17 protein-coding genes are annotated in these 16103 nt (G+C 43.3%); 7 read left to right on the top strand and 10 right to left on the bottom strand.

What is annotated here, in order from left to right; translation table 11 throughout:
- Positions 1-16: 16 nt before the first annotated feature.
- The 5 genes from IX91_RS18520 to IX91_RS18500 all read right to left on the bottom strand — a co-directional run bounded on the left by IX91_RS18520 (position 17) and on the right by IX91_RS18500 (position 4493).
- Positions 17-508, bottom strand: a complete 492-nt coding sequence (locus IX91_RS18520) for a polysaccharide biosynthesis/export family protein (RefSeq protein WP_050809773.1) — start codon at positions 506-508, stop codon at positions 17-19.
- 67 nt (positions 509-575) lie between these two features.
- A complete protein-coding gene (locus tag IX91_RS18515) occupies positions 576-1811 on the bottom strand; it encodes an outer membrane beta-barrel protein (protein WP_004748210.1) in 1236 nt (411 codons plus the stop codon).
- 9 nt (positions 1812-1820) lie between these two features.
- The gene (locus IX91_RS18510; RefSeq protein WP_004748209.1) at positions 1821-3230 is read right to left on the bottom strand and encodes an undecaprenyl-phosphate glucose phosphotransferase; all 1410 of its coding nucleotides are present in this window, start codon (positions 3228-3230) and stop codon (positions 1821-1823) included.
- Between the two features lie 463 nt (positions 3231-3693).
- Positions 3694-4137, bottom strand: a complete 444-nt coding sequence (locus IX91_RS18505; RefSeq protein ID WP_004748206.1) for a YtoQ family protein — start codon at positions 4135-4137, stop codon at positions 3694-3696.
- A gap of 14 nt (positions 4138-4151) precedes the next feature.
- Positions 4152-4493: a putative quinol monooxygenase gene (locus IX91_RS18500; RefSeq protein WP_236642973.1), complete on the bottom strand. Its 342-nt coding sequence runs from the start codon at positions 4491-4493 to the stop codon at positions 4152-4154.
- 64 nt (positions 4494-4557) lie between these two features.
- Here IX91_RS18500 and IX91_RS18495 point away from each other — a divergent pair, with 64 nt between their 5' ends.
- A complete protein-coding gene (locus IX91_RS18495) occupies positions 4558-4962 on the top strand; it encodes a VOC family protein (RefSeq protein ID WP_004748201.1) in 405 nt (134 codons plus the stop codon).
- Here IX91_RS18495 and IX91_RS18490 read toward each other — a convergent pair.
- On the bottom strand, positions 4955-6718 hold the full coding sequence (locus IX91_RS18490) for a sigma-54-dependent Fis family transcriptional regulator (RefSeq protein ID WP_004748199.1): 1764 nt from the start codon (positions 6716-6718) through the stop codon (positions 4955-4957). The two genes, IX91_RS18495 and IX91_RS18490, sit on opposite strands and share 8 nt — an antisense overlap.
- Before the next feature lie 254 nt (positions 6719-6972).
- Here IX91_RS18490 and exaC point away from each other — a divergent pair, with 254 nt between their 5' ends.
- Positions 6973-8493, top strand: a complete 1521-nt coding sequence (gene exaC, locus IX91_RS18485; RefSeq protein WP_004748198.1) for an acetaldehyde dehydrogenase ExaC — start codon at positions 6973-6975, stop codon at positions 8491-8493.
- A gap of 19 nt (positions 8494-8512) precedes the next feature.
- Here the strand turns inward: exaC and IX91_RS18480 are convergent, their stop codons facing one another.
- The 3 genes from IX91_RS18480 to IX91_RS18470 all read right to left on the bottom strand — a co-directional run bounded on the left by IX91_RS18480 (position 8513) and on the right by IX91_RS18470 (position 10541).
- Positions 8513-8704 (bottom strand): hypothetical protein, encoded by a 192-nt coding sequence (locus IX91_RS18480; protein ID WP_004748196.1) that lies wholly within the window; start codon positions 8702-8704, stop codon positions 8513-8515.
- A 153-nt stretch (positions 8705-8857) separates the two neighbouring features.
- Complete coding sequence (locus IX91_RS18475) at positions 8858-9622, bottom strand: sulfite exporter TauE/SafE family protein (RefSeq protein ID WP_004748194.1); 765 nt, start codon at positions 9620-9622, stop codon at positions 8858-8860.
- A gap of 88 nt (positions 9623-9710) precedes the next feature.
- Complete coding sequence (locus IX91_RS18470; RefSeq protein ID WP_004748192.1) at positions 9711-10541, bottom strand: DUF6279 family lipoprotein; 831 nt, start codon at positions 10539-10541, stop codon at positions 9711-9713.
- 383 nt (positions 10542-10924) lie between these two features.
- On the opposite strand from IX91_RS18470, the gene IX91_RS18465 reads away from it, so the two are divergent.
- The 5 genes from IX91_RS18465 to IX91_RS18445 all read left to right on the top strand — a co-directional run bounded on the left by IX91_RS18465 (position 10925) and on the right by IX91_RS18445 (position 14568).
- Entirely contained in the window at positions 10925-11269 is a 345-nt protein-coding gene (locus IX91_RS18465) for a DUF3316 domain-containing protein (RefSeq protein WP_004748191.1), read from the top strand.
- Between the two features lie 165 nt (positions 11270-11434).
- A complete protein-coding gene (locus tag IX91_RS18460; RefSeq protein ID WP_004748190.1) occupies positions 11435-11818 on the top strand; it encodes a cystatin domain-containing protein in 384 nt (127 codons plus the stop codon).
- A 151-nt stretch (positions 11819-11969) separates the two neighbouring features.
- The gene (locus tag IX91_RS18455) at positions 11970-12398 is read left to right on the top strand and encodes a DUF3010 family protein (protein ID WP_004748188.1); all 429 of its coding nucleotides are present in this window, start codon (positions 11970-11972) and stop codon (positions 12396-12398) included.
- 222 nt (positions 12399-12620) lie between these two features.
- The gene (locus tag IX91_RS18450; protein WP_004749422.1) at positions 12621-13295 is read left to right on the top strand and encodes a response regulator transcription factor; all 675 of its coding nucleotides are present in this window, start codon (positions 12621-12623) and stop codon (positions 13293-13295) included.
- Positions 13279-14568 (top strand): sensor histidine kinase, encoded by a 1290-nt coding sequence (locus IX91_RS18445; protein WP_004747558.1) that lies wholly within the window; start codon positions 13279-13281, stop codon positions 14566-14568. The genes IX91_RS18450 and IX91_RS18445 overlap by 17 nt, the downstream gene beginning before the upstream one ends.
- A 68-nt stretch (positions 14569-14636) precedes the next feature.
- Here IX91_RS18445 and nagE read toward each other — a convergent pair whose 3' ends face one another.
- Complete coding sequence (nagE, locus tag IX91_RS18440; protein ID WP_004749423.1) at positions 14637-16088, bottom strand: N-acetylglucosamine-specific PTS transporter subunit IIBC; 1452 nt, start codon at positions 16086-16088, stop codon at positions 14637-14639.
- Positions 16089-16103: the final 15 nt, after the last annotated feature.

Here is a 16103-nt window from a genome sequence, read left to right as displayed (position 1 = left end):
TCCATCTTAAACAGGGCTAAAAGAAACTTTGCTCAATGACGATAATGTCACCAGGTAAGACGGATGAAGAGAGCTTTGCTTTATTCTTCGTATCGTCTTCACCAGCTTTTGAAACAAATACTTTGTTCCTAGCCGCTCTATCAGTAAATCCACCTGCGAGTGCGATCGCTTTATCTACAGTCAGTCCTGGCTGATATTCATAGCCACCAGGTTTCTTCACTTCTCCATTCACATAAATGCTTCTAAATCCAACCACAGATACGCGTACTTTTGGTGAGATAAGGTAATCACCTTTTAGACCGCTATAGATTTCCTGCTTAAGCTGCTCGGGAGTCTTACCAATTGCTTTCAATTGACCTAAGTATGGGTAGTCAAAACTCCCACTGTTGTTGATGTAAAGCTCTTTAATGGATAAGTCATCCTCACCATATACGGAGATCTGGATTTTATCTCCTGCACCCAGTTTGTACGTTCCTTGGAATGCGACAGCTTGTAAACTAAACAGCATGACGACCAACAAAAGAAAGGTTTGAAGCCTCAATTTCACTTTAAATATCCTCAATATCTTGCTGCGATTACAGGACTAAGTTTACAGACATGAACCAGATGTTCTGCTTGTAACTATTTTCATTGATGGTTGAGTTGACACGTTCATACTCCCAACCTAAAACCAAATCCGTAATATCATTAAAGGTGTAACCGAGTGCCAACCTGTTAGAGTAGAAATCGTCATCTCGGTTAGAGCTTGAATAATCACTATTTCTAAGCGTTAACTCAACATCGCTGTAGATGTTACTTTGCCAGTAGTGCTTCCAACCCGAAGATAGGAACATGTCTTTCACATAGTTGCTGCCTTGATCTGGATCGCGAGCTCGCTGCCCCCCCAATAGCGTCACTTCTGAATGCTCTAAAGGATTCCACTGCAAATCCACATCCCAGCTAAATCCGGTAAACTGATCTTTTTGCGAGTCTTCATAATCTTTGTTTTGAAGACCTAAACGGAGCTTACCGGTGGTTTTACCGGAGATATCCCACTTAGAACCGACCATGTAGAAGTGATCTAAGCTATCTTGAGAGCGATTAGTCGAAGGGTCGAGTAAATCATAGCTACGCTGAACCAACTCGATTTCAAACAAGGCTTGAGTTGCTGGCATCGCGCGATAGTAAAACGCACCACCACCACTCACTTCATCAAAATCTTTATACTTAGTACTTAATTGCGACAGATTTGGGTCGCTGATTTCGCGGTAGTTCTTATAACTACGGTCTAAATACCCCAGAGAAAGTTCGAGTCGCCCTTGAGCCCCCTCACTGCCGTATACATAAGTGCTGTTGACATCGTTGATCACGTACTCAACTGGGTCAGTAACGATCGTTGCTAATGTGTCACCGGCGCTAAGCCCAGTACCGCGTTCTTCATGTAAAAAGAGCAGGTTGTAATTGAATGAAACACCGTGCTTAGCATTAAGCCTAATAAAGTTATTGGTAACGAACTTATGATCTAGAAAGTTATCATCACTACTGTCAAAGTAAGTCCCAGACGAGATCTGATAAGCCACTAAATGCTCGTTCCCACCACGATCCGATTCTAAAGCAATACCGGGCTCTAAAACCAAGATGCCTGAAGACTCTGAACGTTGGTTACTAGAGAAGCGACCAATGTTGTCATTGTGTTCTAGACTACTTTCAAATAATGGAGTGACTCGAATACCGGAGTCCGTCACATAACCACGTTCTTCTGAAGCAGATACGGCATAGCAGACACAGCCAGACAGCACTGTAAATAAAATTGCTGAATTCCCAAGTTTCATCGTAAATCCTTAATATGCCGTTTTTCCAATAAAGCCTTTGAATATTGTTAAAAAGATGATTCTCAAATCTAGGCCCAGGCTCCAGCTTTGAATATATTTGAGATCATACTCTACTCGTTTTTCCATTTTCTCTAACGTATCGGTTTCGCCTCGATAACCACTGATCTGAGCCAAACCTGTAATTCCTGGTTTTACCTTGTGTCGAAGCATATATTTATCGACTATTTGTCGATATTCTTCGTTATGTGCAACGGCATGTGGTCTTGGACCAACAATTGACATTCGACCTTGAATGACATTAATAAATTGAGGCAACTCATCGAGAGACGTTTTTCGAATAAATGCTCCAAACTTGGTGACTCTTGGATCATTTTTCGTTGCTTGCTTTACGACGTTGCCATTATCCGTAGTACTCATCGAGCGAAACTTCCAAACCTTAATCGCCGCCCCATCCAATCCATAACGCATTTGCTTAAAAATAATTGGACCTGGACCAGACAACTTAACCCCAATTGCAACCATCAATAAAATGGGGCTAATTAGAAAAGTAATAATGCTCGCTAACAAAATATCTTCTGCGCGTTTTACAACACTGGCTAGACCATAAAATGGAGTATCTTGAACACTAATTGTTGGGCTATTGCCAATCGTGCGCCAACGGGCCTGCATTAGCTCATAGGTATAAATGTCGGGTATCAGATAGACTCTTGCCGTGGTATCAGAAAACATTTTCACGACGTCTTTTACGCGCTGAACTTCACCCATTGGTAATGCAATGTAAACATGGCGAATCTCGCGTTTTTTTGCCTTCTCGACCGAATCTTTAATCGATCCCAAAATCGGCTTACTAAGGCCATCCTTTGCAAGGCGACTTGGCTCTCTATCATCATAAAACCCCACAAAATCAAGGTTAGACGATTTGTCATTTGCCATATCATGCGCTAAGCGAATGCCTGCATTTGAAACACCGACAATAATCGCTTTTTGCTTATATTGGTGTTTTTTGTAATGTGCACGGATAAGAGAGTTTCCAACTAGGCGACTGGAAATCAACAATGCGGGTGTGGCAAGCATCCAAGTGGTGATTACTACTCTGGAGTGGACTTCCGTCCATTTGGTAAAGAACGCAAACAACAACAGTACAAGCAGTGTTTGAAGCCATGCACTGATAATATTCTTAAATTCATGACGCTGAACAAATACACCATTATATCGGTACAAACCGGATTGTTCGGCAAAAAACACAAAAAGCAAAGCTGAGACTAAGCCTGAAATAGTATAAATTTTCGAAAAATCACCTAAATAAATTGTGGATACTGCAAGGAGGAAAATTATAATTACAAATCCATCAATTATTCGATAGAGAGCACTAGACTCTTCCTCTCCGAATTTAACTTTACTTTGCGTGGTCATATCCATATTTCGGTACGCTACTACTCCCAAGACGTAGATCTCAGGATTATTGAGTTATTAAACAGTTGTTTTCTACGTATAGCTTTTACATCATAAATAAAAGCGGGTTTATTTTTAATTGGATAAGCACTGAAAGTAAAGTCTCATTTTTGATAAACAAAATAAGTTCTAAAGTTGTATAAAACCCACTCAAAGAACATTGTGTTTTTATTATCACAACCACTATTTAATTCGTAGAAAGTCGCACTTTTGATTCAAAAAAATAAGGTATGGGGAGCTTCTCAATTATTAGACTTGAGATGTTAGATTATCAAACATAAGAATTTATGGTTAATAAATACTTGTTTCAACAATTATGATTGACTTATTTGAAATAAACGTAATTTTGACTTTATCGAGTTAATTTTGTTAGGCATGTAAAAAACACCACCTTTTAGGTGGTGCTGTTTGCGAGATGGTTGATCTATAACTAGTTGGATTGAACAACGTACTTTAGCAGCTCAACAACCTGTTCTGGTGATTCTGCCCATGCCATTGCCGCTGCGTCGACTTCTTTAAGAGGGTGAATCAGTGACTCATCATGTAAAGTAATGTAAGGCTTATCGAGCGCTGATAGCATGCCCGCATCGAACGCTGCATTCCACTGACGATACTTTTCGCCGAAACGTACTACACCAATATCACATTGCTTGATCAAAGTGGACGTGCGAATAGCATTGACCTTAGAAGACTGATGATCACGCCAAAAGCCTGATTCGTTCTGTCGTAACAGATCTCCAGCGGCATCGCTTGACTCATGGTCAGTATTCGCTGAGTAGAACTCTATATTCAGTTCCAACTTCTTAATGCCTTCTATTATGCGCTCTCGCCAATCGGAGTGTATTTCCCCACTTAGGTAAACTTTCCAAATCATTTGCTTGCTCCCTTCTAGCTTTTTTTAGAATTTGTCGCCAACACATCAGCGCGCAGTACAGATTGCTCTATGACTATATCAGCGAGTTGCTCTCGACTTAATAAATAGTGCTGGGTTTGCTTATGTATAGCCAACGCTTGTTGGCTTTGGTAAATCTCGTACAAATGAAACAGCTGAGGATCATTAATATCCTTCAATACATCAAATTGTATACAACCATCTTCATTCTCCACTGAACAACGAGCATTTCTTCCCATTATAGATATGTAGTCTTCTTCGCGACCCTGTTTGACTCGATTGCTCACAATAATACTGTACATAAAGGCTTTACCCTCCTTGAGTTTGGTTCTACTCATAGTTGTACCACAATAGTTTAATTGTATACAATAACAGAAAGGATAATATACAAAGGAATAAAGTATGGACAGACCAACACCATTCAGTGGCATTAGACATATCGCACTGGTTGTTCAAAAATATGAGGAGTGTGAAGCTTTTTACACAGAAATTATGGGGATGAGCGTCCTAAGAAGAGCCAACGATAACCTCGTTTACCTAACCAATGGCTGTGATAACTTGTCGCTTGGACGTGCGCAGTCTCAACGAGTTTGCTCACCGATAAGCGTCGATCATTTTGGTTTTATCGTCAGAACCAAAGATGAACTCCATCATTGGTACGAGTTTATGTTAGATCGAGGAGTGCCAGTCTTGGATGAGCCTCACGATCATAGTGATGGCGCACGGAGCTTTCACTGCAAAGATCCTGAAGGCCATGTTATTCAACCGCTATATCATCCAGATATCTCGCACCAAAATATCATTTAGCATTCATTAGCCCTAAGGCTTTAAGTTTGCGATACACCGTATTACGGCTAATGCCAAGCGCGCGAGATACTTTGCTGACATTGCCATTGTGAGTGTGATAGGTATCAATCAAGGTGGCATTAAGCGTCGACTTTAGATCGGATACCTCTTCATCATTTTTTGCACTGGGCTGCAAACCTTGCAAAGGCTGTGAAAAATGTGCGGGCAGATGTTCTATACCTATTTCGTGGGTATCACTGGCGATTAAGCTCGCGACTTTTACTAGGTTGTCGAGTTCTCTGAGATTACCTGGCCAACGATAATTCATCAGTGCGCTTGTCAGCTCACTCGAAAGCATTTGATTATTCTGCTGATACTTGTTGTGAATAGCGTGAATCAAGGCGAGCTTATCTTGGCGTTCATACAAAGACGGTAACGTCACCACCAATCCATTGAGTCGATAATATAAGTCTTGCCTGAACTTACCTTGAGAAACCAAAAAATTTAGATCTTGATGCGTTGCCGCGATAACCTGAATATCAACATGGTGAGATTGGGCAGATCCCACCGGCATCACGACTTTATCTTGCAATACCGATAACAAGCGACATTGAGCCTCAAGCGGCATCTCCCCTATCTCATCAAGGAACAAGATCCCCTTATCGGCTTGTCTTACACGCCCACTGTAACCTTGCTTGTTGGCACCAGTAAATGCACCTGGGGCATGGCCAAACAACTCCGACTCGATTAAATCTTTCGGTAATGCACCACAGTTCACGGTAACCAAGGGCTCGCTACGACGACTGCTGTGCTTATGCAGTGCTTTAACAAACTCACCCTTTCCCACCCCGGTTTCACCTAAGATCAACAGACTGATATCGCAACCCATGACCTTGTTGGCCTGTTGCCAAGCCTGCTCCACCTTATCGTCTCCGTAATGCAAGTCGCTGGCGGCACTGATCCATTTCTTAGCGGAAGGTGATTTGCCAATGCTTTTCTTTTCAAAAACAAACTGGTTTTGTAGAGGTTGTCGGAGTAAATTCTCGAAATGTTCACCCACCAAAGAGGCCTGATCAATTAATTGGGTCGCCACTTGGTTATGGGCAACTACATGACCATTCTCATCCGCAATCACTATCCCTTGCCAGCCACTTTTTAACACCGATTCGTTATGGGCCAAGTTAATTTGCAGTGATCCTCCTGGAATTTGAGTCAGCATGTAGTTTTCCACTAACTGAACCATGTTTTGCACCAAAAGTTGCGTTGTCACATCATGTTTGGCTTGCTCGCTCGTAATATCAAGAATCCCAACCAACTCACCTAGATGATTGAACAGAGGACTGGCAGAGCAACTAATAAATCTGTGCTGTTTTATAAAGTGCTGTTCTCCGATAATGGAAACCGCTTTTTGTTCAAAAAGAGCGGTTCCGATCGCATTGGTGCCTTTCCATTTCTCCTGCCAACAGGTGCCCGACTCGAGGGCGATTGACATCAATTTCTCTCGAAACTTCTCCTGCCCCCAACTGGCAAGTATCACACCTTCAGAGTCAGTTAATATCAAGCGACTTTCGCTACGAGACATAACTTGATTGAACAGAGGCAATGCACATTGTTTGACCGCTTCAATGACGCCTTGGGCGTTGTAACGTCGCTCCTTGAGTAAAGCGTTTGAAACATTAATGTCATCCGGTTTTTTAATTTGTCTTAAACCTGCATTTGAGCTTCTTTGCCAAGAAGAGGCAAGCCAGTCTCCAGATTTGGTTGTCTGTAGTTCCATACCTGTTCCAACTTTGAACACTTGAGTTGTACCAATTTGGAACAGTTGAACAATTTATTAACAACTCGTTCCTCTACTTTGTGTTTAAAACATCTTTCTTTAAGCCTTGAATACTCTAGCGCCAGAAAATAATTACAACAAGTTTTTAACATTTGGTCTGTGATTTGCGTTAACTAACCTGTGCCATTAGAAGTGTTCACCCGTGTGTGAGCCCTTCAGACATACTTGAATGAGAAAATAAAAAGGATATTTATATGATTTACGCACAGCCAGGCAGTCAAGGTTCCGTTGTTAATTTCAAAACCCACTATAACAATTTCATTGGGGGCGAATGGGTTAAGCCTGTGTCAGGTGAATACTTTGACAACACCTCGCCTGTCAATGGTCAAGCTTATTGTAAAGTTGCGCGTTCTGGTGAGGCGGATATTAACCTCGCTCTTGATGCGGCGCATAGTGTACGAGCGAGTTGGGCAGCGACGAGCGTTACAGAACGTTCAAACATTCTGCTTAAAATCGCGGACCGAATCGAGCAAAACCTAGAAGAGCTTGCGGTAGTAGAAACATGGGAAAACGGAAAGCCTGTACGTGAAACACTGGCTGCGGATCTACCGCTTGTTGTCGATCATTTCCGTTACTTTGCAGGCTGTATTCGCGCTCAAGAAGGCAGTGCCGCTGAGCTCGATGTTAATACCGCAAGCTACCACTTCCCTGAGCCGATCGGTGTGGTTGGACAAATCATCCCATGGAACTTCCCAATGCTAATGGCGGCATGGAAGCTCGCGCCTGCACTTGCAGCAGGGTGTTGTGTCGTCTTAAAACCCGCAGAGCAGACACCTACTTCAATCCTACTATTGATGGAAAAAATCGGTGACCTCATTCCTGCCGGAGTGGTTAATGTGGTCAACGGCTTTGGTAGCGAAGCAGGCCAAGCACTCGCAACCAGCAACCGTATTGCTAAACTTGCGTTTACGGGCTCAACAGAAATTGGTAACCATATTCTTAAGTGCGCAGCAGAGAGCCTTATTCCATCAACGGTTGAACTAGGTGGTAAATCACCGAACATCTACTTCCCAGATATCTTTGACCACGAAGACGAATACCTTGATAAATGTATCGAAGGTACTTTGCTTGCGTTCTTTAACCAAGGTGAAGTCTGTACCTGTCCATCACGTGTCTTAGTCCACGAATCTGTCTACGATAAGTTCATCGCTAAAGTGGCGGAAAGAGCTAAGACCATCAAACAAGGCAACCCACTCGACACTGACACACAGGTTGGTGCGCAGGCTTCTCAGGAACAATTTGATAAGATTTTAAGTTACCTAGAAATTGGCCGCCAAGAAGGAGCGAAAGTGGTGTTTGGTGGTGAGATTGCGCAGCAAACTGACGCCATTGAATCAGGTTACTACATTCAGCCTACTTTGCTTGAAGGCAACAACAAAATGCGTGTTTTCCAAGAAGAGATTTTTGGCCCTGTCATTGCGGTGACCAGTTTCAAAAATGAAGCAGAAGCGCTCGCGATTGCCAATGATACAGAGTACGGTCTTGGTGCTGGCGTGTGGACTCGCGATGCCAACCTAGCGTATCGAATGGGTCGCAACATCGAAGCGGGACGAATCTGGGTCAACTGTTACCACGCTTACCCTGCTCACGCTGCATTTGGTGGTTATAAGAAGTCAGGTATTGGCCGAGAGACACACAAAATGATGCTCGATCATTACCAAAACACCAAGAACCTACTGATCAGTTACGATGTTAACCCATTAGGATTCTTCTAACACACACCTTAGAGCGCCATCAGGCGCTCTTTTCTTCTTTACGGTGCTTATACTTATCGTTGAGATAGAGACCACCACTAGCAACAAGCGCAATCAACGAAACAGTAAACAGGGCTGGCATCTTTAATATCCAAGCAAATGTTGCAGCTAGAAAAGCAACGAAGGTAATCATGCGGCTACTTGACATGACTCTGCCTAGTTTTCTACTCATAAAGCCTCCTAATCGCAAATCGAAAAGGCCTTGAAAGACAAACAACTGGCCTTTTCTTGACCACTTTTATTATGCCTTGTAGAAAGCTAAATTAACCTAAATTGACATCAAAATAGATATGAACGTGATGGCACTCAAGGTTGGCAAACGTCTTTAAAGATAGACATCTAAGAAAAAGTATACAGTCATCGCAACGCTAGATAAGGCAACAAAGCCTTTAACGTAATGTTGCTCCACTTTTCGCGAGACTCTCGCCGCGACATAGCCCCCCAATAGCGTTCCCAGCATCACTGCCCCGCCTCGCCACCAGTCTATTGAGCCATCAATAACGAACACCACTATCGCGATAAGAGAGACACAAGAAGAGATTAACAGCTTTAGGCCATTCATTTGGTTGATATCGCTGTGCCCTGCTAGCACCAAATAGCTCAGCACCACAACCCCTAGACCTGCATTAAAGAAACCACCATACGCAGAAACGATAATAAGCAGTATCGAGGCAGAAAGTACCGCCCACAGCGGGTGAAGTGAAGCCGAACGAGAAAGCTTGGCCGTCCAGTGGTTGATTTGGTTACCAAACAAAAATAGTAAAGTTGCAAACAGGAGTAACCAAGGAATTGCGGTTAAAAATTGGTGTTCTGAAACACTGAGGAGCAAATAAGCACCGAGTGCGCCACCAACAAGACTAAGTACTATGATTCGCTTCATAGAACCGCTGGACTCAGCGATATCGTGCCTAAACCCATAGGTGCCGCTGATATAGCCCGCACATGCAGCAAAAGTATTGGTGGCATTCGCAACGACAGGTGGTACGCCCACAAACATAAGCGCCGGGAAAGTGATAAAACTCCCGCCACCAGCAATGCTATTGAGTATCCCTCCCAAAACGCCCGCGCCAAATAACAGAATCCATTCCATAGTTATCGCAAGGTTGTATAAGGAATCTCTTACTCTAGCTTGCTCAAGCGATTAAACAAACCGCATTGTGCTGGTTTTGTGGCGTAAGTTACTGAATATCGAGTGCAAGTTCTTTCCAGTCTTGCAGCTCTTCACGATAGTGCTTCGTCTGCTTAGTGGTCATAGAGTTAATGACTTTCACCAAATACTGATTTGCGACTTGTTTATTGTGATCGATTTTTTGCTCAAGTTCCGGCGCATAGAAGCTGTTTGGGTTAAACATTAACTGTTGAAATTCAGGTTGGAACTTAGCCAAGTCGAGACGATTCGATAATAAGGTATTCACTTCAATACGCATTTTTGTTTGGTGATTAATCCAATCATGAGAAGTGACATACAGATCCGCTACCCAATCATCTAATAACGCTTGTTGTTGCTTGGTTAGACGGCCAAGCCAAGTTTCTAGATTCTCTTCAATTCGCTCTTTATAACGCTCTTTGATTTCTGAGTCGGAAAGTTTTTGGTATTTTCTTTTATATTTGGTGTGACGAACACGAATACTGTTCATCAACTCTTCTACTTGCTCGTTCGATAACTCTCTAGCAATGGAATAAAGTTCGGGTGCAACTCTCGCCACAAGGCGCTGCGAGTGCTGCTGAAATTTAGCTTCCTGCTCTTTCAGTTGATCCATTGTGAATGTGTTAGGCTCGATTGCCATTAGCTCATCAAGATGTTCAACATAATGGGGGATTTCTTGTGTACGATGCCACTCACTCAGGACGGCTACCTTTTGACTAACAATCTCTTCTTGAGAATCATTGAGCTCAACATAATCATCAAGATACTCCAGTAACAGCCAGTCCATATTGTTGTAGACAAACTTGGTACTACATCCAGCCAGAGCCAAACAGACAGTAAACAGTATTCCTAGTTTTTTCATTGCTTCATCCTGCGCAATTCACTGCTGATACCATTATTCTTAACATAGACACTTTACGCTCTCGTGTCTGCAACAACAACTCAAGCAACTTCGATACCAGATCCGCTCTCTTTTTAAATGTTCATCGCTCAAACAAACAGTTAGCTGCGATCATAATAAGCGCAACGAGAAAATAAAAACTATAGGGCGGCAACGCCTCACCTCTGACCCTCACTTCACTAAACACGCTATTCGCTGACAGCAAATTGACTTAGTCATGAACAAGTTACGAACGTAAAGGTAAGCTTTACAAAACCTAGTAGTAATCTTACACAGCCTGACAGACTCCTTACGTCCTTAGGCGTAATATTTCTCTCGAAGGTCACCCATCAGGAGAAAAGATTATGAAAAAAGTGATTCTATTAGCTTCGTTGGTAATGAGTGCGTCTGTATTTGCATCAACCAGTGCGACAACGTCAAACACAAGCTTTACCACTGACGCATACTCAACTAAGCAACAAGCCTATGATGCCGCGTTTGACCTCATGGATGAGATGAAAACAATGAACCCAGCGCAACTTAAGAACAAGCTGCACATTTCACAGAGTAACGTCGTTTACCCAAGTGTGAAACTCAATGACATGACAGTACAGATCGAAGAATTTGCAAACGCACCAGGTAATATTCAGTACAAAGCCGTGCTCGATGTTGATTATCAATATAAATACCGTGAAAGCGGCAACAGCTAACCGTTTATCGTTCCACCTGCCTTGCCGCTTTATCTAAAGCGGCTTTTTTATTGCATTTCCCTGACTTAAAACATCCATTTATGAGTTAATTTTCATTTAGCACTTGAGTTAAATTGAACTAACGAATCAAAATAAACTCATTAATGATTCAGTCATGGAGTAAGCATGAAAAAAATTATCCTACTGTCAGTCGTCTCTGTCGCTATACTAGCGGGTTGTAACCAAGCGACTTCAACAAACCAAGAGTACATTTCAACTATGCCACACGACCCTATGTGTAACAGCGAAGCGATGCCGGGAGGCTTCTACCCTCCGGGTGAAGTGACACCTGAAGCCGAAAAAGCCGTTGACCTTGTCCTCAACCAAATCGCTTCTCAGTCTCCGTTAAAGCAGATCACTGATGTGCGCACTCAAGTTGTTGCTGGAATGAACTACGCAGTGGAATTTGAGCTTGAAAATGGTGAGGTTTGGAACGCGATTGTTTACCAATCTCTTGACGATGAGTACTCGATCACTCAACAACCTACCCTCGGTAAGATCTGCTCATAACACCCTGCTTCAAACTATATGTATGGAGCTCAACTTTTACTGAGCTCCTTTCTCTTTCCTCACCCTATTCCCAACAATCACTGTATAAAAAGCTCGATAAGTCACAAATGGTCGATATAATGGCGCCGCTAACAAACAACTAGGTGAAAACATGAAAATTTGTGGTGTAGAGCTAAAAGGTAACGATGCGGTAATCTGTCTTCTTTCGCATGAGAATGGGGTCGTTCACTTACCAGACTGCCGCGTAGCAAAACTAAGCATTGGGAATGCCAACGACACACAAGAGATGAAGAAATTCCAGTTCTCTTTTGCCAAGTTGATAGAAGACTACAAAATCGAAAAAGTCGTCATTCGCCAGCGTCAAACAAAAGGTAAGTTCGCAGGCGGCGCGGTAGGTTTTAAATTAGAAGCTGCAATCCAGCTTATCGACGACTTGAAAGTAGAGATTGTGGCGCCAACGGCTATCAAAGAGAGCCTAAAGCGCAACCCGCTAGGCATTCAATTTAAAGATACCGGTTTAAAGCAGTATCAAGAGCAAGCATTTACCACTGCATACGCTTGCGCCATGATGCGCGGATAATCAAACGTTTAGTTGGAATGACCAGATTAACAAATCTTAATGTTTCGTTAAGGCTCACTAAATAAGTGCTGAGTTAATCTGTAAATCCTTAATCTAAAACGTTTTTCGGTTTACCCCCTAAACCGATATGGCTCGCATTAGTCACGCGAGCCTTATTTTTTCTTCTTAAAATCAGAACCTTATTCGTTATGATAACCCCAAGCTATGGAAAAGAGGGTTATTGTGAAAATATTAATCATTGAAGACGACCAAACCACTCGAGAATTTGTATCCAAAGGATTGCAAGAGCATGGTTATGCGGTTGATCAGGCTGAGGATGGCAAAAAAGGGTTGATGATGGCGCTAAGTAGCGACTATCAACTGATCATTCTTGACCGAATGCTACCCTACCTAGATGGAATGAAAGTACTGTCGGCGATTAGAGCAACCGATAACAACATTCCCGTTCTGATTCTGAGTGCGATGGACAGCATCGAAGATCGCGTTGATGGGCTGCAAGCAGGCAGTGATGACTATCTTATTAAGCCGTTCGCACTCGCTGAACTTATTGCCCGGGTCGATATCATCATCAACCGAGCACATCGCGCATCAACTCCTTCTCATACTCTTAGTTACGACTGCTTAAAAATCGACCTGAAAGCACACAAATTTACCTGCAACAATCAAGAGCTACTCCTTCAACCTAAAGAGTTCCAGCTCATTCAACATTTTATTGAACACCACGAACAAGTTGTGTCACGTATGCGTTTGTTTGAGAGTATCTGGAGCTATCATTTTGATCCTAAGACGAACGTTATTGATGTCCACGTAGCCAATCTAAGGCGCAAGCTCGAAGAGGCAGGTTGTACTGGGTTACTTCATACCGTAAGAGGGGCAGGTTATGTCCTTCGTCGATAACTATACCCTCACCCGCTCTTCCGTCTTTAAAACCTTAATGGGCTTATTTGTGCTCGTTGCCGCCGCAAACACTGTTGTTATACGGCAGCTTTATGTCGATTCAGACGCCTTTCACCGCCAGCAGTTAACCAAGCAACTCAACGATGAAATTCAGGAGTTCAGTTTTGCCGCCACTCAGGGTAAATCTAACGTTGAAAGCCTTTTAGAAGCTAAGCAAGCCTCTCAGACCCCTTTTTACTATCGACTTGTTGAGCCGATGGAGCCGATATTAAACACCCAATACTATCCCATTGCCGCCTTACCTAGTGAGAAGACTAACATCTTGCTCGGTGATGATTTTCGATTAGAGATTGGCGTGAACCCCAGTGTTGTTGAAGCGCACCGGGAGTCTCTCGCACCGATTGTGTTTTCTGGCATCATTATGCCTGTCGCGGTGATGCTTAGCACCGCCCTATTCTTTTCATTGCTGATCTTAAAACGGTTAGAGAAAGTGAATCGCGCTATGAACCGCGTATTGTGTGGTGAGCGAGAGGTTAAACTTTCCGTCTCAGAAAAAGATGATGAATTCGATATCTTAGCGATTCACCTTAACTATATGATTGAGCAAATGGCAAAAAATGAGACGACGTTAAAGTCCTTAACCGTTGGTCTTGCCCATGACATGCGTACACCAATGGCTAGATTGAAACTGCGTCTGGAAGAGGTTCTATCAAGTAAAGATCTTTCAGAGTCTCAACAAGAGCAATTCTCAGCCTGCCATGATGAACTTGAACTTATCTTATCACTTTTTAACAGTATGCTCGAAATTGCCAAAATCAATAGCGGTCAAATCAGTCTCGCAACAGAGAAAGTTGAGCTCGGCAGTATCGTCAGTGATGCTATCGAGTTTATTACGCCTCTTGCTGAACAAAAGCAACAAAGCATTACCTATCGACAAGACCAAAGCTGCACTATTTTAGGCGATCGTTCGTTACTTTTTCGCGCCGTTTTTAATGTGATTGAAAACGCGGTGAAATACACGCCAGCGGATGGCAAGGTTGAAGTTGTTGTCGATCACTTTGGCGTTATGGTTGCCGATTCAGGGATCGGTATTTCCGATCAAGATAAACTCCACGTGTGTCGCCCTATGTATAGAGCAGACAAAAGCAGAACCGAACAAGGTAATGGGCTAGGACTTTCTCTGGTTGATGCGGTACTTAGCAAGCACAACGCACGCTTAATACTGCGCGATAACAAACCAGGGTTAAGAGTGAGACTCTATTTCACTCACTAGCATAGAAAAAGGCAGCTTTGAATCAAGCTGCCTTTCTATCATTGGTTTTGAAAGCTTAACCTCACTGACTAGGCAGGTAGAGCTTTCATTTCTCCAGCAACTAGCTCAGCTTCAGGGCCCAGTATGACCTGAACATTATGCTCGTTCAGTTTTACTACTCCCATTGCACCCAACTCTTTCAGAGCAGCTTCATCAACTTTACTCATGTCATGCACTGCCAAGCGAAGGCGTGTGATACAGGCGTCGATACTCTCTAGGTTAGATTTTCCGCCTAAAGCTTCAGTGTACTGAGCAGCCAATTTCGCCTTATCCGTCGATGCTGCAACTGCACTGACTTCTGACTCATCTTCTCGACCCGGTGTTTTAAGGTCAAATTTCGTGATAGCAAATCGGAACACAACATAGTACAAGGCTGCAAAACAGAGCCCTTGAACGACGAGCATATACGGTTTGTTCGCCAATGGCAGATTCATAGAGAGTAAGAAGTCAATTAGACCACCACTGAATGTAAAGCCCGCTGTCCACTGGAAGGTGGCTGCAATCGTCATTGAAGCTGCAGTCAATGCGGCATGAATCACAAACAGTACTGGCGCAACAAACATAAACGCGAACTCAAGCGGCTCAGTCACACCAGTTACAATTGCAGTCGTACCTGCCGCCAACATAATAGAGCCAACTTTAGCTTTGTTCTCTGGCTTAGCACAGTGGTAAATGGCTAGGCCAGCTGCCGGCAGACCATAGCCCATGACAGGGAAGAAGCCAGCCATATAACGACCTGTAATACCAAGCTCACCAGTGTTGTTCCAAAAGTTGAAGATATCGTTTATACCGGCAAGATCAGCCCAGAATACTTGGTTCAGAGCATGGTGAAGGCCAAGTGGAATCAGCAGACGGTTAAAGAAACCATACAGACCAGCGCCAACCGGACCAAGGTCAATAAAGCTCTTACCAAAGTTAACCAGTGCAACATAGACCACAGGCCAAACCACAATCAGAATGTAAGCCACAACACACATTACTGCCGAGGTAATAATTGGCACAAAACGGCGTCCACCAAAGAATGCCAATACCGACGGCAGTTGAATATTGTGGAAGCGGTTGTAGAGCTCTCCCGCAATAATACCCGTTAGAATCCCCGTAAAGGCGTTGACGACAGCCCCATACGCAATGATAGATTCCTTACTCATATCCGCAACAGGCATTCCCGTTAGCCTAGAAATGACCTCAGGATCTGAGACCAGAGTTTGCACAATAAACAAACCAATCAAACCTGCCAGTGCTGCTGCGCCGTTATTGTCTTTCGCCATGCCAAATGCGACACCAACAGCAAACAACCACTCTTGATTATCCATGATCGCACTACCCGCATAAATAAGAAAGCTCGCCAACGCGCTACCACCTGCACCCCATGTAGGGTCAAGCGCATAGCCAAATCCGAGCATTAAACCACCCGCTGGCAGAACTGCGATAGGCACCATCAGCGCCTTACCGACTTTTTGTAGATATCCTAGTATATTCACCTTTTTGTCCCCTTT

The sequence above is a fragment of the Vibrio tubiashii ATCC 19109 genome (genome assembly GCF_000772105.1).
Lineage (GTDB): Bacteria > Pseudomonadota > Gammaproteobacteria > Enterobacterales > Vibrionaceae > Vibrio > Vibrio tubiashii.
The sequence above is the reverse complement of the archived record's forward strand: the minus strand, read 5'-3'. Positions and strand labels throughout refer to the sequence as shown.